Source organism: Chitinophaga filiformis (assembly GCF_021646545.1).
Classification (GTDB): Bacteria; Bacteroidota; Bacteroidia; order Chitinophagales; family Chitinophagaceae; genus Chitinophaga; species Chitinophaga filiformis_A.
Map to the genome: position 1 here is coordinate 161,617 of NZ_JAKIRP010000002.1, position 24,228 is coordinate 185,844.

Genomic DNA, 24,228 nt, shown 5'->3' on the forward strand with positions numbered 1-24,228 from the left:
CACTAAACACAAACAAACAATTTACTTATGAAACGAATTTCCAGCTACTTCTTTGTCGCATGTATGTTCTCACTGATGATCGGTATTGCTTCCTGTGGAAAGGATGGCGCTGCTGGTCCTGCAGGTCCGGCGGGTGCAAACGGTCCAAAAGGCGATAAAGGAGATAAGGGGGACCAGGGGGATCCGGGATCCGTTAACATTACTTATTCAGAGTGGTTGGATACACAATTTGCGCTGGATACAGCTTCAGGCGAATACGTATGGGGTGTGGACGTAGAAGCCATTGATGCAGAGCTGCTGAGCACAGGTTTTGTAAAAGTTTATTTCAACCTGTATACGGCTGCTCAGCCAAACATTTCGTCTGTACCTTATGTAGAGGGCGACCTGTATATCAGGGAAGTATTGACAGAAGGCGGTTTACTGTTGTTCAGCAACTTTAATGTAAGCACACAGACAGATAACAACGGTAACAAGAGATTCCAGGTAAGATATGTAATTGTTCCGGGTAATGTTGCTGCGCGTGGCAGGAGCATCGACTGGACCAAGTATGCTGAAGTGCAGGCACTTCTTGGCATTAAGAACTAGTTTACTAATGACCATCTCCATCAAAACCACATGTAAGATGGCTGCTTTATCCAGGGCGGCCGATTTTTCAAACTTCTTTATTGCCCGGTGTTTTTAAAAAAATAATGACATGAAAAGATATTGTGACCTGACAGATGAAGAGCTCATAAAACTGTACAGATCCGGCGACGACCGTGCTTTTACGGTGCTGGTACATCGCCATAAGAACAGGATCTTTACAACTATCATGCTGTTGGTAAAAGACCGATGCCTGGCGGAAGATATATTCCAGGATGTATTCATCAAGATCATCAACGCCTTCAACGAAGGCCATTACCTGGACAACAGCCGCTTTATAGCCTGGGCTGTCAGGATAGCGCATAACTGCTGCATCAGCCATTTTCGTAAAAAGACGGCTGCTTTTGTCCTCATCTACAGGGATGAGTTAGCCCACAGCGATTATAGACACGTGGATAGCCAGGAGCACCGCATCATTACGCGGGAAACCCATGCTTCCGTACAAGTATTGATCGACCGCCTGCCGGAAGCACAGCGTGAAGCGCTGATCTTACGGTATTATGCCGACCTCTCTTTTAAAGAGATCGCACAGATCGTCAATGTAGGTATTAATACCGCATTGGGAAGGGTGCGTTACGCTGTTATGAATATGCGTAAAATGATGGAAAGAGAACAAACACCTGAAGCTGTGTAAAAGCTCCTCCCGGAGCTTTTTACCGGTTTTATCCCCATACCGCAGACATGATGCAGTCCGGCCATTTTTTTACTGGCCATCTCCCTAAAAAAGACTAAATTGAACAGGCAATTACTTATTGCTTTTGGGATACTTTTGCATTTACAGGAAGCCCCGGAATCATGATTAATTTATAATAGTTTTAGCCAAGTTAGCCAAGTTATATAGTTAACCCGTAATCAACAGTATCCCCATATTATTACAGGTCTGAAATGAAGCCCAGTTTTTTTGTATGAAGAGGATTTTCCTGCTCATTTGTTTCCTTTGCTGTCTGCATACCCTGTTGGCACAGACTGGATATAACGTATCAGGCACTGTCAGGGATACAACCGGTCAGGAAATGATCGGGGCTAATGTATGGCTGATAGCAGGCCGTGATACAATGCATACTATCGCTAATGATGCCGGTAAATTCATTTTCAGGAATGTACCGCAACCGGTATTTACTATCCGCGTGACTGTGATCGGATACGATACATGGTACCGTGAATTCTCATATAAAGAAGCAGGTACTGAGATAGATCTGCCGCTTATCAAACTGTCTATTAAGACAAGTACATTGAAGGAAGTGGTGGTAAAAGGCGCAGTGCCGCCTGTTGTCATTAAGGAGGACACTATCGAGTACCGCGCTGACCAATACCGTTTACGCGAAAATGCAGTAGCGGAGGATCTCTTAAAACGATTGCCCGGTATGCAGGTGGATATGGAGGGAAACGTAAAGACCATGGGCAAAACGATCACCAAGGTGCGGATCAACGGGAAAGACTTCATGATCACTGATATCAAAACCCTCACACGTCTGCTGCCGGCAGACCTCATTGATAAAGTACAACTCATAGATGACTATGGCGATCTGGCGCGTGCCACCGGCCGCAAGGTAGGAGAGCCGGAAAAGATCATCAATATCCAGACGAAGGCCGATCTTGAAAAGGTATACCAGGGGCAGGCATTGGGTGGTATAGGCAATGATGGCCGGTATAATGCTGCCTTACTGGCGAATTATTTCAGTGAAAAACAGCAGCTCTCTATTAACGGTAATACCAACAACATTTCTGCACAGGTGGGCAATACTATCACCTCTACCGGTAACATTAACTACCGGGGTAATTACTCCGAGAAATTTTCAATGAATGTGGGCATTATTGGCGGACGCACCACCAGTGAGATAGAGTCGCTCAGCACTTCACAAACGGTGACTGACGATGGCACGCTGTCAAGCATTAATACCAGCAATAACAGCAGCCGTAATGATAATTATAATATCAATATAGGCACGGAGTACAAGCCGAAAGAGGGGGATATGGTCAATTTCAACCTGAACTATAGCGGCAACAAATCGTTCAACAGCAGTATGAACAGTGCTATACAAAGCGGCTTGCAGCGTAAGGATCAGATTTCCAACAGTCTGAACACCAACAATACGCCCGTGTTCCTGGCGGGTTTATTTGCTTCTCATCGCTTCAAGGGACTGGGAAGGGTCGTTTCCCTCGGGCTCTATGTCAATACCACGAAGAACGATAATCTGCAGGACGGTACCGACAGCCTGCGTTACTATAATCCCGACAGCACGATTGCAAAGGATTCTTTATTACACCAGCTGCTTGATAAGAAGAACAATACTTTCACCGGCAATGGCCAGTTGTCTTATATAGAGCCACTCGACTCTGCTAACAGTCTTGAATTCCGCTATTCGATCAATTACAACCATACTGATAACGGGCAGGAAACCCGTTGGGTCAATCCTGACGGTAAGATCGATTTTATTGACTCGCTCAGCAATCGTTACATTTACACGATGGTGCAACACCAGATAGAGTTGAACTTCCGCAGGGTAAAGAACAAATGGGATTACAACTTCGGTGTGCGCTTACAGCCGGCCAGTCTGACCAGCAGCATGGCGGGAGGGGCGAACAAAGCGGTGGTGAGCAGTAATAAGCTGGTGCCTGTTTTCCGTATTCAGTACAAGCTGCCTAAGCAGGCCATGATGAGCCTTTCTTACGCCGGCAATGTGATCTTTCCGACCTATCAGCAATTGCAACCGGTGCCTGATCTGACCAATGCACAGTTTCCCATTATCGGTAACCCTGATCTGCGTCCTTCATTTGCACATTCTCTATTCTTCAATTATCGTAATGCGGGAATGAATACTTTATTCATTCACCTGTCGGGTAACTATACGCAAGATAAGGTGGTGACGAATGTCTCTCTGGTGAAAGACAGTTTTAATACTGTTAAACAGGAAACCCGTTTCCTGAATACTGGTGGTGATTATAACTTCCGCTTCATCTACGGATGGTCTTACCGCCTCGCTGATGGGAAATACAACCTCTTCCTGGACGGAAACAGTTCTTACAACAATAATATCCTGTACATGGACAACGTCCGTAAAACGGGCCAGAACCTGATGATGACGCAATCTCTCAGGGCCAACATGCTGCGGGAATTAGCAGAGCTCACGGGTGGGGTGGCTTATACTTACAACCGGAACGTATACATACTGCAGCAGAATAATATCACCAATATCCATACCTGGAATTTCAACCTGAACGGCAAGGTGTATTTCCTGAAAACATTCAGCCTGGGAGCTGATATTAATAAACAGTTGAACAGTGGCTACAGCGGAGCGCTGTCAGCTAATCCGCTGATGATAAACGCTACTTTAGAGAAGATGCTCTTTAAAAGAAAGCTGACGGTCCGCCTGCAGGGATTCAACCTGCTGGATGAGACATCGAGATTGTCGCAGAGTATATCGGGCAATACCGTGACGGAGAATCAAAACAGATTGTTAGGACGGTACTTTATGGCCACTTTGCAGGTGGATATGAGGTTGTTGAAGGGGAAGTAGGAAGGCTTAAATTATCATTGTTTGGCAGTTATATTACTTTTTTTCTTTTATCTCCTGAAGAATAACATTAACCGTCGATGTAATTTCTGGTGGAATTTTTAAGTGGATATTTTCCTTGGTCTGCGTTAATATGAGACAGGCATAATAAATAGGCGCAAATAATTCACGTAATGTATTTGCCATTTCGGGAGAATGGAATATCTGATAGACAAGATTAAATTGGCCATGTAGCAATAGCTGTCGTAATAAATGCCGTGATTGGATAGGGTCATTCTTCACAAAAGCGTGTACTGTTTCGTGGAGATTTTCAAATTGCCCCGACGATATTTTGTTAATAATTGGTTGATGTTTTCCAGTTAGCAACTGCATTTTTTCGATGGCATAGAAATCCTCAAGGAAAATAGTCAGATATTTGGCCTTCCTTTTTTCCAATGGACCTCCCTGTGTGAAAATTAACCAGAGATTGAAGAACCGTTCTACCAATCTATATAAATGATTCTTATTTCCAGTCTCTACCTTTTCTACGATTCCTTTATCACTTAACTGCTTCAACTGTGCAGAGAGCGCATTATTATTCATTTTAGTCACTTCTGCCAGTTTTCCTGTACCCACGGCCTCCCAGACAAAGGCTAATTGAAGCACAATTTTTCTTTGGGAAGGGGGTAATGAATTTAATCTTTCCTGATATAATGGGGTAACATTGTCCATCACATGATGTAAGTATTCATACCCCGTATCCTGAGCATTAGTAAGCAGGATATTTACAAAAAATTGTAGCGTTCTTGGCAATCCGTCTGTAAGTAGACGGATTGTCTCCAGTTGCCCGGGGCGTGTTTCTACAAAAGCTCTAAGTTGTGGAATGTCAAACTGATCACTCCAGCTAAGCAATAGAGTTTTTACTTCCTTGGTTGTTAATGCTCGCAATTCCAGTACGCGAAAAAACTGGTAGAATGGTTTATTGTACTTGCAGAAATGTTCAGTCATTCTTGTGCTGCCCCCAATAATCCGAATATTATCATAATTAAGAAGATATTCTCTTAGTATGCTGGCTTCATCCTCAATATTTTCAAAGATACGATCTATATTATCCAATAGCAGGATGATTTTCTTTCCTGATTGAGTGATTTTTTGCTGCAAATGATCGAATAATTTCCTTGTGTAGATGTGTATATCGTCATTCCATTCAAATGGAGTTTGAGTTATTCCATGCTGCTCCAGTTCCCCAATGATCTCTTCCAAAAGGTCATATAACCTATAAATATTTGCCTGTTCCTCAGCAAGATTGATGGGGATATATTTGTCTTTTAGCGCTGGATTGGAGCCTATCTCAATCTGTATCCTTTTTAGTAGCGTTGATTTGCCACTGCCCCTACGTCCAATTAGCAAATAATGCTGAACAGATCCCTTCATGGGATTTCTCATAATGTCCTGGATAATAATATCATATTCGGACAGACGGATAAGAAAGTTCGCCTTGATGGTTTCCTCATCCGCGTTAGCCGATTGATAAAAGAGATGTCGTTGATAAATTGAATTGTTCATAATAAACGGGGTATTTTCTCAGCCAGAATCTTTTGAGGAAAGGGGAAATGAACTTATAAACATGTCTGGGGGATTCAATTAAATATCCGTCGTTTGTCAATTGATCTATAAAATCCATATAGTCATCCTGCCTTTTATAACTGTCATGGCAGGCAATGTCATAGATTTCCCGAATCGTTATTTGTTCCCTATGTGCCGCATGTTTTAATATTTCATTAACAAATTTAAAATTTACCGATTGGTAGTCTTTCAGTCGTTCCAACCAGTCTTCAAAATTCTTGTTTTTCTTAAGTACATTTTCAAACGCATTATCGATATCTGACGTAGATATTTCCGGTTTATTCTGCTGTCTGGCCAGATGATCAATCTCTTCCAACATCAGTTGGATGTAGTAAGGTAATGTATGTTCCACTACTTTTATTAAGTACGCTATGGCTGGTTCAGATAAACTTATAGTGGCGTCTTTAGTTAACTGTTGGATAAACTGTCTTGTTTCGTGATTAGTGAGTGCATCTGTTTGTATGGGATGGAGGTCGTTGATGAGTTTAGGTCTGTCAATGTTCCTGATTACAAATTCCAATCCTACTGATCCTGCGTAGACAATAGAGAAGTTCTTAAATTTTTTATAGCTACGGATCTCTCTGAGTGTATGTAGTATTGCTATTGCGTCTTCTTTCTGATCTGACTTGCTCATCCTGCTGATAACTTCTGCAAATTCATCCAGAAATAGAATTGTATGTACTTTTGTTTCTTCAAGAGAAAGAATAAGATTCTGTAACTCCAGTTCGTAGTTTAATTCTGAGGTTTTAAGTTTGAGGCCTGAAGTGGTAATCTCTTCGATAGCATACTTCTTAAAACATGATTGTAAATAGGACTTAACAGATTGAACACGGCTTCTGTTAAGGCATTGTATGACCAGCGTAAATAAACGTTGATAAAATTCACTTCTTGATGTAACCCCTTCGATATTTTGGTAAATGCATACATACTGATCAGTGCAGTTTTCCGCAAGATCCATCATAATGGATGTTTTACCCACCCTTCTGGGAGCCACAAAAAGTATGTGATTACCTTTTTTTATTTCGCGCCAGAATTCTTCGTTAATTCTCTCTCTTCTAAAATATCGTCCCGCAGTAGCTGCGTCTCCTGTGATGGTATTTGGGGATAACCAATTCATTGTCAAACGTGTTTCTTCAAATATATGCCAATAATTTTATTGGCAAAATTTCTGCCAATAAAATTATTGGCATATATAAATTTGAGGTAACTCATTTTACTTTGCCCACAACCTTCTCCTAAACACTACTTCCACATTTACCGGCCTGGCTGAAATATCCTTTGTTTTACTTATCCGTGTAACCGGCACCAGGGTGCGCAGCCCAAATTGCCATTTACCAGCCATATAGTCGAGTTCCACCACGCCATTGATATGAAGTCTTGACAAATCTTGTTTATCCGCCGCAGAGGCGGGAAAAATGCCATCTTTTACGATTCTCATGGTAGAGTCCATAACCGTCAGCCGCATAAGTGCCTTTTGCATGAAATTGGCCTGTATACCCGCACCTATCTGCCACCTGGAATGGACGCGGATCTGGTATTGCAAGGCTAGTCCCCAACCAAATTGCTTTAGTAAAGAGCTGGTGGTATCAAAGGGCGTCCATGTGGTGCCAACGTCCGTTTGTATATTGGATTTAGGAACAGCGCTGACTGAAGGTTGTACATCCAAAGACAACGCGCCTTTCCATAGCCTCCTTTCAATTCTCACAGTAGGGATCAGGCGCCGGTAGAATTGTTTTTTTCCGTTAGGTCCCAGGAAATAGAAACTGCTATCATAGAATGGTAGCGCTACATTCAATTGGGCATATAAAGCCCAGGGTTTTTCTGCATGCTGATCGCCTGAGCGACGTAATACAAGCGGATCTGCTTTATGTTGTAAGCTGGTTTTATACCCTGCAACAGGAGCGTGTATAAATGATAATTGCAGTGAGGGATGGTCTTCCATTTCCCTCACTGCGTGTTTGTCTGTATTGGTCTGAGCACTGGCTGACAACTGTTGTTTCTGTGCTACCAGTGGCTCAGCGACAGGCGTACGCGTTGTTCCCCCGTAATGTTTTCCGTCAGATGCAGATGGCTTTGACAGCTGTTTGTCTGTTGCATCCTGCCTGGCTAAATTCTTTGGTTCGGTAAGGGGATATTTGCCGGCAACAGGCTGTTTGAAAGGCCGTTTGCCGGTAGTCTGTTGCTTAGCGGTAGACTTTTTTTCGATAGGAGGAAGGTCGTTATTTGTAAGCTGCTTTAAAGGTTCCTCGCCTGTTGCCAATTGCTCTGCTGTTTGTTGGCTAGTAGTTTTTCCAGCTACAGGTTGTGGTTTGTTAGCAATGGATGATGACCGTAACGTAATGATTTTTCTACCTGTAGGTTGTAGTTTGCCAGCAGTTGATGATGACAGTAATGGCGTAGATGCGTTTGATCGCTGTGTTGCCGATGATTGTAATACGGGTTGTGTTTCGGATGGATGTAGACCGGCTGCCGCCTGGGAAGACGCAGTTACAGGAACATCATTGACTATCGTTGATGCACTCTTTATCGTTGGAGATATAGCGTGTTGAAAAGCAGTATCGTTCTCTTTTGATAGTCTCAGTGTCTGGCTGTCGGACGCCGGAGATACTGGTTGTATATAAGCCAGGCTGGTATCATGATTAGCATTATCCGCAGCAGCTAACCCCGTATTTTGTTTACGCATGTAATACCACAAGAGTACACCGGCTGCCGCTACAGCAGCTATCACAAATACGCCTTTTATCCACAGGTAGCGTACATGGGTATGGGCTGGCAAATTCCCATCCACAGGCAATTCGGCGTCCAGCTTTTGTCGCATGGACTGCCACGCCTGATCGGCAGGCGGTATAGGAATTGGTAATTCCTCTTTGTTGAAGTTTTTATTACCCGGATGTTGCTCAGCCATTTTAAGAATAATACTTTAATAATACCGGCTTTAATTTGTTTCTTGTCTCACTCAGGTGCCATTTTACGGTACCCTGACTCAATTGTAATCTTGCACATATCTCATTAATAGAAAATCCTTCGAGGTAGAATAGAATGCATATAGCTCTGGTAGCTGGCGGTAAGACATCCAGCAGTTTATAGATATCTCCCGACTCCATAGCAGAAAGTGGATTATCACTATGCGAAACATCGATGCCCTCTACACCTACATGTTCTGTCCATTTAGCGGTCTTTAGCTTGTCCAGCGCAGTATTACGCACTATTGTATATACCCAGTTGAAGAATTGTCCCTTGTCGTCCTTAAATAGTCCTATATTTTTAAAAACCTTTAGCATACCATCGTTCAGCACTTCCAGTGCGTCTGCCTGCTCCGGGAAGAATTTCCGGCATAACAGGAATAGCGCAGGATAAAACTTTTTATAAAGTTTCTCCTGACCTAAGCGGTCGTTCGCTACGCACTGTTTGATCAATTCCTGAATATCTTCCAAATGAAATTGTTCCGATAGGTATACAATAATTTATGCTCGTGCTATGCCTGCATTGCGAAGGTGGCTGTTAAAAATGACTTTTACCGGATAGCTCCCCTTATGAGCATCTCCGGTAAAAGTACAAATATAGCCTGCTCCGCTACAGTAGCAATTGTGGCCTTTGACTACTGTAACGATATTGAGCCTGATTAGTTACAGCCATCGCTCTAGCCCCGCTTACGAACTCTTACTGTATCGTGATGCGGGAAGGAATCATACGGTGGCCGGGGTGGATTCGGATAGGAAGGGAACGTATCGTGTGGTGGATACGTTGGATGTGACGGGAACGTGTCATGTGGCGGATGCGGGGTATAGGGAGGATAGGACGGAAAAGTATCGTGTGGTGGGTATGGGATATGCGGGAACGTATCATGTGGTGGATACGGTGTATGCGGGAAAGTATCATGAGGCGGATAAGGGAACGTATCATGAGGTGGGTATGGAATACTATCATGAGGAATGGTGTCATGAGGAATGGTGTCATGAGGGATAGAATCATGTGGAATGGTATCGTGAGGAATGCTATCCGTAGGAATGGAATCCTGCTCATATGCCAGGCCCTTTCCCTTCATTTTCTCCTGCAGCGACTCTTTGGTACAGGAACTTTGAATAAAAATAATAAACCCGGTAACGGCCAGGACTCCGATAAGTTTTTTCATAGAGTACTTGTTTTATAAAGATGAACGGTGGGGGAGTGGCAAAAGGTTGGGTGCGCTGAAAAAAAATCTTTGGGTTTTGTCTAAATATTTTATGCTCAATCGGTTAAGGGTATTAAGTGGACTGTTTTAAAACTATCTTAAACATAGTTGATTCGTAATGTATTATGATGCGGCACTTATTATAAGGTCAAAATAGTATAGTGAATGAAAAGTGCAGCAGAAATATGCCCCGGAATGCTAAGGCAACTTTTCCGGTTAAACACACGTATTAATTAATAGACAGCGGTTTAGATGTCTTGTGTCCTGTTTGGTCCCTCCAGTGAAGCGTAAAAAGTACGGTTCCTGCCCAAGTTTGTCTTCCTGGTACAGACATGCTATGTAGCATGCCTTATTCGTTCACCGTTAAATTGAAAGAAATGATAGTGTTGTTTGAAAGATGCCCGGTGATAAATGCTGTAACCGCAGGGTCACGTAAAGACAGATCTATCCGGACATCAGTGCGAAATTCTTTTATTTGGCCCCTTGCCAGCTTAATAGTCTTGTTTGTGTTAAACATAGGTTGTAGTAAAGACAACGGTTATAATAATAACAATAATCCTCCTCCCGTTACCAAGAATTACAACCAGGTGGCCCTTGTAACAGATGTTGGTAGTGGTCCTTATAGTTCTGGCCAGGTAGATGCCAATCTTATAAATCCCTGGGGTATCGCTGTTAATCCCGCAGGCGCCATCTGGGTAACGAACAATGGTACCGGCCTCAGTACTGTCTACGATAAAAGTGGCGCCATCTTGCAGTCGCCCGTTAGTATCGGAGCTCCCGGAAGCTCCACCGGTGGTAGACCTACGGGTATCGTTTATAATGGAACAAGCGATTTTATGGTAGGAGGGGCACCAGCTAAATTTATCTTTAATACAGAAGATGGTCTTATTCTTGCCTGGGCCGCTGGTGCGGTAGCAACTACTGTCGCCGACAGATCGGCCGCTCATGCGGTTTATAAAGGATTGGAATTGGCTAAAGATGGTGCAGCTAATTTCCTGTATGCCGCTAATTTTTATGCAGGAACTATTGATGTATTTGACAAGGATTTCAACATGGTCACCGGCAAACCATTTGTAGATCCGACTATGCCTGCTGGTTATGCGCCGTTCAATATCAGGAGTATAGGAGGTAATCTATATGTGACATATGCAAAACAGGATGCAGTGAAAGAGGATGATGTAAAAGGGGAGGGGAATGGGTATGTGAGCATCTTCAAACCCGATGGATCTTTTGTGAAAAGATTTGCATCACAGGGTGCGTTGAATGCCCCTTGGGGTATTGTGGCTGCTGCCGACGGATTCTGGGAAGTAAATAATACGATTATTATCGGGAACTTTGGAGATGGGAAGATTAATGTGTATGATCAGGATGGAGCGTTTTTAGGTCAATTGAAGAAAGGGGATAATCCGATTGTAATTGATGGGTTATGGGCGCTGGAGAATATACCATCTACTCCATCGACGCAGTTGTTTTATGTAGCGGGTCCGGGTAATGAGACGCATGGGGTGTTTGGGTATGTGATGAGGGCGTATTAGCACTGCATTGCTCAATAACGTTATTCGGGAAACTATTAAAGCAAAGAAACGGGCGGGGTTTTACTCAGGACTGATTTATTCTAGTATGCTCTAATCCAGAGTTGTTGGAATTCTTGAAATAACCCGTTGCAAAAAAGTATACATGTGTTGCCACTTTTAATTGAGTAAGAACCGCAATAAGAATTTCATTTGTTTTAAATGAAAAAACTATTGAAAGAAGGAGGCTATTTCGTTTAGAAGCGGCTTCCTTTTTATTCTCACCCAATTGCAAAATAGATATGCTACCCGCCCAATTTGACCTATGAAATTAGAAAAAGTTTTTCTGTTGCCTAAATCGTATAAAAAGAAATGTACCTATGTTGTCACTTTTTAATTGCGTAAAACCCGCAATCCCATTTTCCCTAGTTTTAACTCAAAAAACTATGGCAAGAACTAAAAATCCATTATTAACCGGCGTAAAACTGGGCCACGGTAAAATAGCTCCGGGCTTTGTGCTGAAAACCCGTAAAGGGAAGGTATTTATCAGCAAATGTCCCGACATGAGTAATGTCGTCCCTTCGAAGTTGCAGTTAAAATCTAACAGTAATTTTACCACTGCAATAGAATATGCAAGAAGCATTATCAATGATCCGGTAAAGAAAGCTGCCTATAAAATCCGGCGTGGAATGAGCGTATATCATTCTGCAGTTAAAGACTATCTTGAAAGTCATTAGACGTATTCGACAGATCGACCGGGATGCTGATAACTTCTTTATGAAGAAAGCCGCTTCATTGGAAGCGGCTTTCCTTTTTTACTCCTACCCAATTTCAAAGTGGATTAGATCTTCATCCACTGCTTCTTGTTCTTAGAGACCAGTTTCCAATTTGGCGGATTGTGGAACCGCCTGGCGTGAAGGTCAAGGGTTCCATCGTCGAAGTAATAGTAGTGTTTCCAACGGATATCTGAGCATCGGCTCCAGAATGTTCCGTGATAAGGACAGATCCAACAGCGACCGTACAAACGCTTATGAGCCCATTTGTAGGTTTTGTTATCAGTCGTCTCCTTCAATACTTTTTTGTATTTCACTTGTAAGCACTTTGGTGTTACAAGGCATCAAACTCTTTTTTCATATTGCGAATATACAGTATGTCAGATGCTGGTTGAAATTTTTGTCATGTATACGAGTGATCTGCGGTCGATCACTGCGCTTGTGCGTTTGCTGACAAGGAACATGAAATGAAATTGTCTCACGTAAATGGTACATCTGGCATTAAAACCCGTTGGAGATTCGCTTGAGATATAGTTGAGATTCGCTTATCCTCCCTTAAAAAGGGAGGATTAAGGGAGGATAAGCGAATCTCAACTATATGTCTACTGGAATTCCACCCAAATTATAACAATAATAATTTGAAAAATTTAAATCTCATTTTGATCTCTAAATATCTATTTTTCAGTAAATTACATGATTATTGTTCAATCCCACAACTGTTATTTTTATAATATTAAAGTTTTGAATTATGAAGACCATTTTGGCTAATCCCGCAACAAGCAATTCCCAGTTCCGTAACCCAATTACTGGTCAGTCTAACCTATTGCTACTACTATCCCTACTACTATATTCCCTACGTAGCTTTCACAGCTCCCTCCCTCTCTGTCCTAAACCCAAATTGTTCACGATTCCTGATATTAATGAAAGAAGGTATTCTGATCTATACAAAAAACGGTATTCACGAAGTGGTCTTTTATGAGGAGATCATCTATATCACAGTACAGAAGCATTATATCCTTTTAAAACTTACAGACGGTCGTTCCCTACCTGCTAAATACAGCCTGAAGCAAATCGAGAAGCAACTTCCCCCCAATATTTTCTTCCGTACCCACAGAAATTATATTGTTTCCCTGAGATACATCAAAAGTGTCGGAGTGGACACGATCATCGTAACGGGGGGTGAAGAGATTTTGCTTACACAAGAAATAAGAAAGTCTTTTTTTAACCGTTTTACAGTGATTGGAAGTGTGGAAAATGAGGGGTCTCATGACGGGATTTCGCCTCCTCGTGATCGAATTTCGCCTCCTCGTGCACTTTCTCCAAAACCGCGTCAAAATCCTTCCTAACATTGTGTCATCAATCACAGCAAAAGGGGCTGCACCCGCAACAGGAGAGAGGTGCCTCCTGTTACACCCGACGGTTGTGATTGTAGTAAACCTTTTTTTAATCTTAAAATTTAGAAAGTTATGGCACACATAAAACAAAATAAAATGATGGAAGGAACGTCCGGTACTATTGGAAACGTAACCTTCAGTGTAAGAAAAAATAAGACAGTTTCCGGTCCCAGACGTGGTCCTAACACAAAACCACCGACCGAGGAGCAATTGGCGGTACAGCTGAATTTCGAACGTTATTCAGCATATGCCCAGAAGGCAATCGGTAATCCAGCCACGAAGGCAATGTACGCGGCAGCCGCAAAACCTGGACAAACTGCTTTTAATGCTGCCTTCCAGGATGCAGTCAGACCGCCGCGTATTTTGGATATTGATACAAGGAAGTACAAGGGCGTCGCAGGAAATGAGATCTCATTCCGGGTGAAGGATGTCGTCCGTGTCGAATCTGTAAATGTAACAATCCTGTCTGCGGCAGGAGCGGAGCTGGAGCAGGGAGACGCAGTTCCGGATATCGGCAACTACTGGAAGTATACAACCAGTGCAGCAAATGCTGCCTTACCGGGTACACGTATCCTGATTACGGCAACAGACCTGCCAGGTAATGTTACCGAAGTAGAAGAAGTGATCTGACGATCATTTAAACAAAAAGCGTCCCGGCTTAACAACCGGGACGCTTTCTATAATCCCCAAAAAAGGTAAAGAACATACAAACAGTCATTTCCGTTCTATTTTCCGCAACTGGATTAAAATAGCATTGCATTAAAAACGACTAATGCGAACGGCTATCACTATTATTTTGCTCTTTACTTTTTCATCAAAATTAACCGCACAGACCACCTACCCCCGTATTGCCGGCTACGTAGGAATATTACATCCTATTGTACATTTCGGTGACGGTGGCGCACATTGGAATTTCGACGGCGCCTATGTCGGCGGATTACCCACAGGTATTAACATCTGGAAAAGCCAGAAGATTGGATTCTCCTGTGAGTTCGTTCCCTTCATCCGGGCTGCGAATGGAACCAGTAAAATGAACAACTTCCTCTTCCATCCCGGAGTACTCGTTTCCCTCGGCCATGGATTCACCTTCGCAGGCCGTGCTGCGTTTGAAACGTCAGGTAGATATGGAGTAACACCTGTACTGAATAAAGTGATCAAAAAGAACAAGGACTGTAGTTATTTCGTGGCAATACCCGTGCCCGCCCGTTTCGGCAATGACCATCCTTCTACAATAGGTATCGGTTTCCAGTTCGGAATCGCATTTTAGCATAACAGCCCACTCATTAAAAAAACAGTAATAAAGAAAAATCTCCAATTATTTTGATAACTGATTTTTTAAACTAATTTTGTCTACATAATTAGTAGACTAAAGCCCGTTTGTATCCCACCAACACAAAACGGCTATTACCTATCAATACTTTAGCAACCTTCCATTCCCTCGGCAGCAGCTGCCGATGAGTATTTCCATTACCAAAATTGTTCGATGTGAAAAAAAGTTTACACGTCCTTATCATGCTATGCTTACTGGGGGGGCCCTTATTCATTCATGCACAAACGGTAGCACCTCCCGACACCACCATTGCCTCTTCTATGAACCGTGCGCTGAGCGAAGTGATCGTTGTGGGTTACGGCGCGCAAAGTAAAAAAGCGGTCGTTGGGGCCGTGACCAGTATTAAGGCGGCAGGTATCAAAGACCGGCCGGTAGCCAGTTTTGATCAGCAGTTAGAAGGCCGCGCGCCAGGTGTGCAGGTCAGCGCCAATACAGGCGTTCCGGGAGACGGGATCTTTTTTCGTATCCGTGGAACAACTTCTATTAATGCGGGAAACGATCCTTTATATGTTGTAGATGGTGTATTCATCAACAACCAGTCATTACAGAAAGTAACAACACAGGGACAGGCAAATAATCCGCTGGCGGATATTAATCCGGCGGACATCGAGTCTATCTCCATTCTCAAAGACGCTACAGCTACTGCCATCTATGGCGCACGCGCTGCCAACGGCGTTGTACTCATCACCACTAAAAGAGGTACTTACAACAGTCGCCCGAAAGTGGCATTCAATACTTATGCAGGTGTAGCATGGGCGCCTGAATTGTGGGAACTGGTAACAGGGCCTGAACATGCAACCATTATCAATGAAGCCTGGGGCAATGATGGTAAACCCGTTTCCACCAGACCTTTCCGGCCAAAGTCGGAAGGCGGCCGCGGCCTGCCGGAAGAGCAGCCTACATATGATCGGCTGCATGATATCTTTCGTACAGGAGCTATACAGAACTATGACCTTTCGCTGTCGGGCGGTAACGAGAAAACAAGATATTATCTGAGCGGTGGCTTTAACAAACAACTGGCTAATATCAAAACGAACGACTACCAACGTGCCAGTCTGAAAGTAAACCTCGATCAGCAGATCAATGACAGGGTACGCGTAGGTACCAGCAACTCTTTATCACGTTCCCGCCGTACCAATGCACGTGTAGGCGACGGTCCGCAGGGAGGCATTTTACAGGCAGCCCTGCATACACCAACGTATCTGCCGAAATTCAATGATGACGGCACCTATGCTAAATGGGCCGGTTTTGATAACCTGGATGTACTTATCAAATATACAGATATGCATTCCACCAGCACCCGCTATATCGGCAACTTATACGCAGAAGCTGACATCCTGCGTAAGCTGAAGTTTCGTACCAGCTGGAGCCTGGACTATAACGACTATGACGAGTACGAATACTGGAACAGTTATACGAACAGGGGAAGTGCCAGTAAAGGCCTGGCTACTTCCAGCGTCAGTAAGAATATTGTTTGGGTGAATGAACAGACATTGTCTTATCGCACCAGCCCGGGACAACGGCACACACTGGGAATACTTGTAGGGAACTCAGTCCAGGGCAATATTGCGCAGCAAACATTTGCACAGGGTACCAACTTCCCCAGCGACGCTTTTAAACAGATCGCTTCCGCCGCTACTACTACCGCCTCCTCTAATCGTGCAGAGAACAGACAGGTATCTTTCTTCTCCCGTGTGGAATATAACTACGAAGGGAAATACCTGGCGGAAGTGAATTTCCGGGCAGACGCTTCCTCTAAATTCGGCGCAGACAATCAATGGGGCTATTTCCCGTCTCTTGGCGTGGCATGGCGTGCGAAGGAAGAGCGCTTCCTGCAGGCGGTAGATGCGATCAGCGATCTGAAAATAAGGGCGAACTATGGTCTGACAGGCAATCAGAACGGTATAGGCAATTTTGCGTCCCGTGGCCTCTGGGGTGGTGGCTCCAATTACCTGGACAATCCGGGTACTGTTCCGCAGCAACTGGCTAACCCGGAGCTGGGCTGGGAAACTACCCGGCAATGGAACTTCGGCCTCGACCTCGGATTGATCGACGATCGTATCAGCATAGAATTTAACTGGTATGATAAATATACTTCTGACCTGTTACTGAACCTGCCATTGCCTGTCAGCAGCGGCTTCCGTACCATTGCCAGCAATTCCGGCGAGATCAGTAACAAAGGTTTTGAGCTGGGTATCAACACCACAAACATCCGCAGTAAGAATTTTATATGGCAGACAGGGTTCAATATTTCCCGTAACATTAACAGGATTGAAAAACTGAATATCCCGATAGATGCGTCGTATAGCGTGGAAAGGATGGCGCAGGGATATCCCATGCATTCCTTCTTTGTATATCGCCAGTTATACGTCGATGCAAAAACCGGAGATGCGGTGTATGAAGATGTGAATAAAGATGGTAAACTTACAGCAGCTGATCGGCAGATGACAGGACAGGCAACGCCGAAATTTTTTGGAGGGTTGAATAACAATGTAAGCTATAAAGGATTTGATCTCGCGCTGTTCTTCAACTTCCAATGGGGTAATAAAGTATACAACAGCAACCGTTTCTTCCATGAATCCGGCGGTACACGCGATGACCGCAGGGCTATCAACAAAAATCAGCTGAACCGCTGGCAGAAACCAGGTGATGTGACCGATGTACCAAGGATCACTACTATCGGTAATAACTATACTCTCAATCCTATCAGCCGCTTCCTGGAAGACGGTTCCTTCCTGCGATTAAGTTCACTTACACTCGGATATACAATACCTGCACTGCTGGCTAACCGTATCCATGCCAGTAATATCCGTTTTTACCTGAGCGGTACAAATCTCTGGTTGCTGAAAAAATACAAAGGACCAGATCCCGAAGTGAATGTTACTTCCGATCCCAATGTACAGGGCTATGATCTCGGAACACCGCCACAACCGCGTACCGTGCAATTTGGCCTGAACCTCACACTTTAAAATGATGAACATGAGATTAAGTATATATCTTTTAGCCGGTATCTCCCTGCTGAGTACCTCCTGCAAAAAGTTCCTCGATGTGCAGCCCGAGCAGCAGGTGGACGATGCAGCGGCTATTACCAACCTGGCAAGCGCAGAAACTGCAGTAAATGGTCTTTATAACCTCTTGGGGAATGATAGTTATTACGGCTCCAATTTTCAGGCATTATCTTACCTGTCGGGTGGGGATATCCAGTGGACAGGTTCGCAATCCGCGCCGGCACAGATAGCCAACCGTCAGATAACGGCCGATAATGGCAACGTGGCCTCTTCCTGGGCAGCGATTTACCGGACGATCCTTTCTGCGAACTACATTATTGATGTTATTCCAAAACTCTCTGATCCGCTGTTTACACAGGTAAAGAAAGATCAGCTGACAGGAGAGGCGTATTTTATCAGGGCATTATCTTATTTCGATCTGGCCAGGGGCTGGGGAGGCGTACAGCTCATACTGACACCTACGCGTCTGCCGGGCGATCATGCCGGCATTAAAAGAAGCAGCCTGGATGAGACATATCAGCAGGTGCTCAGTGACCTGAATAAAGCGGCAGCGCTGCTGCCATTGACCACCAACAGGAACAGGGCTACCCGTAAAACAGCATGGGCGCTGAAAGCCCGGTATTTCCTTTATCAGCAGCAATGGGATTCTGCCGATGTGTATGCCACCAGGGTTATTGACGATGCAGCTAATTACCGGCTGTTAAAACCTTATAATGCCTTCTTTGCGAACAATGCGGTAGCGACCGCAGAATCGGTGCTGGAGATTGGTTATAGCGTATCTTTCAAAAACGGGCATTATAACTGGTGGCTGCCACCTGCTCTGGGCGGCAGAAGAGAGTGGGCGCCCAATGCGCAGCTGGTGGCGCTGCTGAATGACCCCGCCGTGGGTGGTAACAGAAGTGCCCTGATAGGCCAGACCGCTCCCCCGGGAAATCTCTGGTATGGTAAACTGTACTATCGCACGCCCACCGGTACCGATCCTGCCTACCTGATAAGGATAGCAGAACTGTACCTGATACGGGCAGAAGCACGGGCGAAAAACGGGCAGCTGACAGAAGCCCTGCTGGACCTGAATGCCATCCGCGACCGTGCCGGTATTGCTCCCGGTACAGCCGATACAAAAGAGGCGATCATGCTGGCGATAGAGCATGAAAGAAGGCTGGAATTTGCTTTCGAAGGCGACCGTTGGTTTGACCTGGTGCGTACAGGTAGGGTAGCGGCAGTATTGGGTGTAACTGACAAAAACCGTTATGTGTTCCCGATACCGGCAGATGAACTGCTGGCGGATGAAGATCTGGACCCTAATCCTGGCTATTAGGAACCATATATGCAATGATAACATGAGTGATGGCCCCAAGAGACTATCAACAGAAAAAACACGATTATAAACCCCTTAAATACGATCCGATGAAACGGCTGATCATGCCTTTTTTCTCCGCCGGCTGCCTGTTCTTAGCTGCCGGCGCTGCCGCACAGCAAAAAACAGCTGCTACTGCACAATCATCCAACGTAGCCAGTGCCGGCGTAACACAATCCTCGAATACGGTGCAGGCTGACGCCGTTATTGGCCCTCAGAAAGGAGCCCTGATCATCGTTGGCGGCGGCAAAGTGGGGCCGGAAATATGGGCACGCTTTATTGAGCTGGCCGGCGGACCTAATGCCAATATTGTAGTGATCCCTACTGCTGGTGAAGACTCAGCGCTTGCCACCGGCAAATCATTTGAAAAGGAACTGCTGCAGGACCTCGGTGTAGCCCAGGTAACAGTGCTGCACACACGCGACCTGAAAGTAGCCAACACGGAAAGTTTTGTAGCGCCATTAAAAAAAGCGACGGGCATCTGGTTTCCCGGCGGCCGTCAGTGGAAGATTGCAGACGCTTACCTGCATACACTGGCAGAGAAGGAGATCAAAGCCGTACTCACCCGCGGAGGAGTAATAGGCGGTACTTCTGCGGGAGCTACCATCCAGGGTTCATTCCTGCTGAGAGGCGATACTAAAGGGAACGGCATCCTGGAAGGCGATCATGTACAGGGGCTTGATCTGATACATCATACAGCTATCGACCAGCACATCCTTCGTCGTAACCGGCAGTTTGACCTGGTAGGTGTTATAAAGGCGCATCCCGACCTGCTAGGTATCGGTATTGATGAAAGTACGGCTATCGTGGTGCAGAAAGATACATTTGAAGTGGTCGGAAACTCCTATGTGGCTATTTACGACATAGCCCACATCAACGAAAAACAGAAAAGTCCTACAGGCGAATACAGCACCGATGGGCCTTTTTATTTCCTGGGCAGGGGACAGCGATTCGATCTCCAGCAACGGAAAGTGATCACTACTGCTAACCGTTCTGCGGCCGTCAATGCCCCCAGGCTGAGCAACGATCATTAGATTCCCTGTTGCGCTACAGATAAATAAAAAAGCCGTTCCTGAAAAATATCTGGAACGGTTTTTTTTTGTTAAAATATAGCAATAATATTACGTCATCCTAACCCGGCAAGCATCCACAAAAAACTAGACTATGAAACTCTGCGTAGCACAGGCAAAAGCGGTAAAAGGCGACATCCGGAGCAATATAGACAACCACAAAAAGATCATTGATCTGGCTATTTCCCACGGTGCAGACACTATCATCTTCCCGGAATTGTCCATAACAGGTTATGAGCCTACACTGGCCAAAGATCTGGCAATCTGTATCGATGATGAAAGCCTGAACGATTTCCAACACATCAGCGATGCCAGGCAGGTAACCATCGGGATCGGCGCTCCTCTGAAAGCGGATACAGGTATCACGATAAGTATGGTGTTGTTTCAGCCAGATAAAGACAGGCATGTCTATGCGAAGAAGTACCTGCATGCAGATGAAGATCCTTACTTCGTTAGCGGACAAAGTACCATTAGCCTGTTAGGAGAAGAAAGCGATGTGGCTTTAGCTATCTGTTATGAGCTCTCGGTGCCGGCACATGTAGAAGACGCGTATAAAAGCGGAGCAGCAGTGTATTTAGTTAGTGCGGTGAAATCGACAGGAGGGATTGATAAAGCTATCGCGAGATTATCAGAAATAGGAGAGCAGTATGAGATGACGGTATTGTTGTCGAATGCAATAGGAGAGTCCGATGGATTTGAATGTGCCGGTAAGTCAGGTATATGGGATAATACTGGTACGCTTATCGAACAGTTAGATGCCAGCAGCGAAGGTATTCTGGTGTTTGATACGAAGACGCGTAGTGTCGTTGCAGCTACTTTGTAATAAACATAAGTGTACCAGGAATTGTAAAGACGTGCTCTGTTATTCGGAAATGAGCATAAAGAATACTTTGAACTGACATATGCAGTTACCCGGAAATAAGCGTAAAGAACACTTAAATTAACATACGCAGCGTTATTGCAGTCACCCTGTAAGAACAAAACCCAATGTCATCAAAACAAAAAGAGCGCCCCTGAACACAGAGACGCCCTTACTTGCTATAATGAAATGGATGATGATCTTATTTCTTTTCCAGCAGTTTGAAGAACTGGTCAAGCTGCGGCAGTATCACGATACGTGTACGGCGGTTAGCAGCCCTTCCTTCAGGAGTATCGTTGGTAGCAACAGGAAGATATTCACCTCTACCCGCGGCGGTGATATGGGCAGGAGGAATACCATAGTCATTCTGTAACACCCTTGTCACGGCGGTAGCTCTCTTCACACTCAGATCCCAGTTGTCAAGTAATACACCTCTCTTGAATGGATTGGTATCTGTGTGACCTTCCACCATAAACTCAATATCGGGCTGATTCAGTAATACTTTCGCTACTTTTCCGAGTACTTCTTTCGCCCTTGCAGTGATATCGTAACTACCGCTTTCAAACAGCAGTTTGTCGGATATATCGATATACACTACACCTTTTTCTACTTTGATGTTAATGTCTTTATCATCCAGGTTGCCAATAGCGCCTTTCAGGTTCATTACAAGTGCCATGTTCAGAGAGTCTTTACGCGCAATGGCGGATTGCAGGTCCTGTATATAAGCATCTTTAGCGCCTATATTATCGAGTGATTTTTTGATGCTTTCTGCCTGTGAATTGCTGATAACAGACAGATCTTTCAGCTGGTTCAGTAACGTGTTATTATTCTGTTTTAAGCCTTCTAATCTTTCTTCATTCAGGTTTCTGCTACGCTCAAACGCAGAAGCAGTATCGCGCAGGCTACGCTGGCAATCATCCAGTTTGCTTTGCAGGCTTGCATATTTGCCAGCCAGATCGGCATATTTGGCTTCAGAAGCCTTGAACTTTTTCGTACTGACGCAGGAGAATAATAAGACAGGACATGATAATGCTAATAAGAATATGACTCTTCGTTTCATACAAATTGTATTTGTTTTTAATGACTCTAACTGTTGTTCCTTGTAACCCGCATAAATCCAACACCATGCCACATTTTGATACGTACTCATGCTTATTCCTGTTAAATTGTTAAAATGTATCAACTAATGAGAAATTCGCAATTCGTTATATTGTATTACCATACAGGGAATGCATAGGATGATTGTTATATTTTAGTAGCAGTAGAAATAGATTATCCACGAACATCAGGTTCTCAAAATCCAAAATCGCATCAAAGTTCACTATGAAGAAGACATTCTGTTTACGTCTCTTACTGGGCATCCAACTATTAATGCCTGTCATGTTACAAGCGCAGGTGAAATCTGCCGCTACGCCGCTCGCTACCTTGCAACAGCAATTCGTTGATCTGCGTTTCGGTATGTTTATCCATTTTAACATCCCTACTTTCGCTAACCAGGATTGGCCTGATCCCGAAGCGCCGGTATCACTTTTCAATCCGACAAAACTGGACTGTACCCAGTGGGCCGCTACCGCCAAAGCAGCCAATATGAGCTACGGCTGTCTTACTACCAAACATCACAGCGGTTTCTGTATCTGGGATACAAAGACCACTGACTATAACGTGATGAACAGTCCTTATAAAAAAGATGTGGTAAGAGAATACGTAAACGCCTTCCGCGCCAAAGGGCTGAAGGTAATGTTGTACTACTCTATACTGGATACGCATCATAAACTGCGTCCACACGATATTACACGTAAGCATGTGGAGATGGTGAAAGCACAGCTTACAGAACTGCTGACCAACTATGGAGATATCACTGCGCTGATCATCGACGGATGGGATGCACCGTGGTCCAGGATCTCTTATGATGAAATCCCTTTTGAAGAGATTTACCGCCTCATTAAGAGCCTGCAGCCTAATTGCCTGGTGATGGACCTCAACGCGGCAAAATATCCGACAGAGGCTTTATTTTATACGGATATCAAGTCTTACGAACAGGGAGCAGGACAGCATATCTCCAAAGAGGCGAACAGATTGCCTGCGTTATCCTGTCTGCCGATCAACAGCGCCTGGTTCTGGAAATCAAATTTCCCTACCACACCTGTGAAAGATCCGGTGAAACTCGTGGACGATATCCTGGTACCGCTGAATAAAGCCTGGTGTAACTTTATCCTTAACGTAGCGCCTAACCGTGAGGGACTGATCGATCCTAACGCTGTGAAGGCACTGGAAGAAGTGGGTAAACGCTGGAAGAATACAGGTGCTATGCCTGCGCTGCCACCTGCTATTGCGCCAATTATCTCTTCTAATATCGCTAAGTTCCAGCGCAGTAATTCCAGCTGGAGTGACGACATGAACATCATGGACTTCGCGAACGACGACCGTTTTACCAGCAGCTGGCAGTCTAACGCTACGGTGAAACAACCATGGTATGAAATAGATTTTGATAAAGCACAGCGCTTTAATATGATCAGTATTGTGGAAGATGGCAGCAATATCAAAAAATACCATCTTGAATATGAAGATAACGGTACCTGGAAACCTTTAGCCAAAGGTGAAGCAGAAGGCCGCGTAAAAATACACCGCTTCGACAGCGTATGGGGTGGACGTGTGCGTATCGTGATCGACGAGTTCAGTGCGCCTCCTGCTATTGCAGAATTTGGGGTGTATAACGAAAGAAGATAGTGGTGTAGAATAGTATAAAGAGGTTATATCGTTTAGTAAAAATGCCTCCAAAGGTCAAGCACTTTTGGAGGCATTTTCATTTAAATGCTATAACCTTTTGTATTCGGCCAACCTTATGAAGACGGCTTTTGTTTAAGACACATCAGGACTTTCATTCGTTTTGGGGGTCCTTTCTTTTCGTCCAGGAATGGTATAATCTCCCTGATCCCACTCCTTTATTAAAAATTCCGGCTACCCGAGAATACAGGCTCAACTATTGTAACGTA

19 protein-coding genes are annotated in these 24,228 nt (G+C 44.5%); 13 read left to right on the forward strand and 6 right to left on the reverse strand.

The window, feature by feature from the left end:
- Positions 1-27: 27 nt before the first annotated feature.
- The 3 genes from L3C95_RS07060 to L3C95_RS07070 all read left to right on the forward strand — a co-directional run bounded on the left by L3C95_RS07060 (position 28) and on the right by L3C95_RS07070 (position 4,160).
- Positions 28-585, forward strand: a complete 558-nt coding sequence (locus L3C95_RS07060) for a hypothetical protein (protein WP_236386131.1) — start codon at positions 28-30, stop codon at positions 583-585.
- Between the two features lie 109 nt (positions 586-694).
- Complete coding sequence (locus tag L3C95_RS07065; RefSeq protein WP_236386132.1) at positions 695-1,276, forward strand: RNA polymerase sigma factor; 582 nt, start codon at positions 695-697, stop codon at positions 1,274-1,276.
- A 271-nt stretch (positions 1,277-1,547) separates the two neighbouring features.
- Positions 1,548-4,160, forward strand: a complete 2,613-nt coding sequence (locus tag L3C95_RS07070; protein ID WP_236386134.1) for a TonB-dependent receptor — start codon at positions 1,548-1,550, stop codon at positions 4,158-4,160.
- A gap of 33 nt (positions 4,161-4,193) precedes the next feature.
- On the opposite strand, the gene L3C95_RS07075 is transcribed toward L3C95_RS07070, so the two are convergent.
- The 5 genes from L3C95_RS07075 to L3C95_RS07095 form a co-directional block, all read right to left on the reverse strand.
- On the reverse strand, positions 4,194-5,702 hold the full coding sequence (locus L3C95_RS07075) for an AAA family ATPase (RefSeq protein WP_236386136.1): 1,509 nt from the start codon (positions 5,700-5,702) through the stop codon (positions 4,194-4,196).
- A complete protein-coding gene (locus L3C95_RS07080; protein WP_236386138.1) occupies positions 5,656-6,879 on the reverse strand; it encodes an AAA-like domain-containing protein in 1,224 nt (407 codons plus the stop codon). The genes L3C95_RS07075 and L3C95_RS07080 overlap by 47 nt, the downstream gene beginning before the upstream one ends.
- Before the next feature lie 96 nt (positions 6,880-6,975).
- Complete coding sequence (locus L3C95_RS07085) at positions 6,976-8,667, reverse strand: hypothetical protein (RefSeq protein WP_236386140.1); 1,692 nt, start codon at positions 8,665-8,667, stop codon at positions 6,976-6,978.
- Between the two features lies 1 nt (position 8,668).
- Positions 8,669-9,196 carry an RNA polymerase sigma factor gene (locus tag L3C95_RS07090; protein WP_236386142.1) on the reverse strand — a complete coding sequence of 176 codons (528 nt, stop codon included), beginning with the start codon at positions 9,194-9,196 and terminating at the stop codon, positions 8,669-8,671.
- 206 nt (positions 9,197-9,402) lie between these two features.
- A complete protein-coding gene (locus tag L3C95_RS07095; RefSeq protein WP_236386143.1) occupies positions 9,403-9,894 on the reverse strand; it encodes a hypothetical protein in 492 nt (163 codons plus the stop codon).
- 545 nt (positions 9,895-10,439) lie between these two features.
- On the opposite strand from L3C95_RS07095, the gene L3C95_RS07100 reads away from it, so the two are divergent.
- The 9 genes from L3C95_RS07100 to L3C95_RS07140 all read left to right on the forward strand — a co-directional run bounded on the left by L3C95_RS07100 (position 10,440) and on the right by L3C95_RS07140 (position 21,199).
- The gene (locus L3C95_RS07100; RefSeq protein ID WP_236386145.1) at positions 10,440-11,468 is read left to right on the forward strand and encodes a TIGR03118 family protein; all 1,029 of its coding nucleotides are present in this window, start codon (positions 10,440-10,442) and stop codon (positions 11,466-11,468) included.
- A gap of 422 nt (positions 11,469-11,890) precedes the next feature.
- On the forward strand, positions 11,891-12,181 hold the full coding sequence (locus tag L3C95_RS07105; RefSeq protein ID WP_236386146.1) for a hypothetical protein: 291 nt from the start codon (positions 11,891-11,893) through the stop codon (positions 12,179-12,181).
- 956 nt (positions 12,182-13,137) lie between these two features.
- Entirely contained in the window at positions 13,138-13,563 is a 426-nt protein-coding gene (locus L3C95_RS07110; protein ID WP_236386148.1) for a LytR/AlgR family response regulator transcription factor, read from the forward strand.
- A 120-nt stretch (positions 13,564-13,683) separates the two neighbouring features.
- Complete coding sequence (locus L3C95_RS07115; RefSeq protein ID WP_236386150.1) at positions 13,684-14,241, forward strand: hypothetical protein; 558 nt, start codon at positions 13,684-13,686, stop codon at positions 14,239-14,241.
- A gap of 142 nt (positions 14,242-14,383) precedes the next feature.
- Positions 14,384-14,878, forward strand: coding sequence for a hypothetical protein (locus L3C95_RS07120; protein ID WP_236386152.1), 495 nt, complete (start codon positions 14,384-14,386; stop codon positions 14,876-14,878).
- 218 nt (positions 14,879-15,096) lie between these two features.
- The gene (locus L3C95_RS07125) at positions 15,097-17,910 is read left to right on the forward strand and encodes a SusC/RagA family TonB-linked outer membrane protein (protein ID WP_236386154.1); all 2,814 of its coding nucleotides are present in this window, start codon (positions 15,097-15,099) and stop codon (positions 17,908-17,910) included.
- A gap of 10 nt (positions 17,911-17,920) precedes the next feature.
- Positions 17,921-19,267, forward strand: a complete 1,347-nt coding sequence (locus tag L3C95_RS07130; RefSeq protein WP_236386156.1) for a RagB/SusD family nutrient uptake outer membrane protein — start codon at positions 17,921-17,923, stop codon at positions 19,265-19,267.
- An 89-nt stretch (positions 19,268-19,356) separates the two neighbouring features.
- A complete protein-coding gene (locus tag L3C95_RS07135; RefSeq protein ID WP_236386157.1) occupies positions 19,357-20,340 on the forward strand; it encodes a cyanophycinase in 984 nt (327 codons plus the stop codon).
- Positions 20,341-20,470: 130 nt separating this feature from the next.
- Complete coding sequence (locus L3C95_RS07140; protein WP_236386159.1) at positions 20,471-21,199, forward strand: carbon-nitrogen hydrolase family protein; 729 nt, start codon at positions 20,471-20,473, stop codon at positions 21,197-21,199.
- A 238-nt stretch (positions 21,200-21,437) separates the two neighbouring features.
- Here L3C95_RS07140 and L3C95_RS07145 read toward each other — a convergent pair whose 3' ends face one another.
- Complete coding sequence (locus L3C95_RS07145; RefSeq protein WP_236386161.1) at positions 21,438-22,295, reverse strand: flagellar motor protein MotB; 858 nt, start codon at positions 22,293-22,295, stop codon at positions 21,438-21,440.
- 263 nt (positions 22,296-22,558) lie between these two features.
- On the opposite strand from L3C95_RS07145, the gene L3C95_RS07150 reads away from it, so the two are divergent.
- On the forward strand, positions 22,559-23,962 hold the full coding sequence (locus L3C95_RS07150; RefSeq protein ID WP_236386163.1) for an alpha-L-fucosidase: 1,404 nt from the start codon (positions 22,559-22,561) through the stop codon (positions 23,960-23,962).
- Positions 23,963-24,228: the final 266 nt, after the last annotated feature.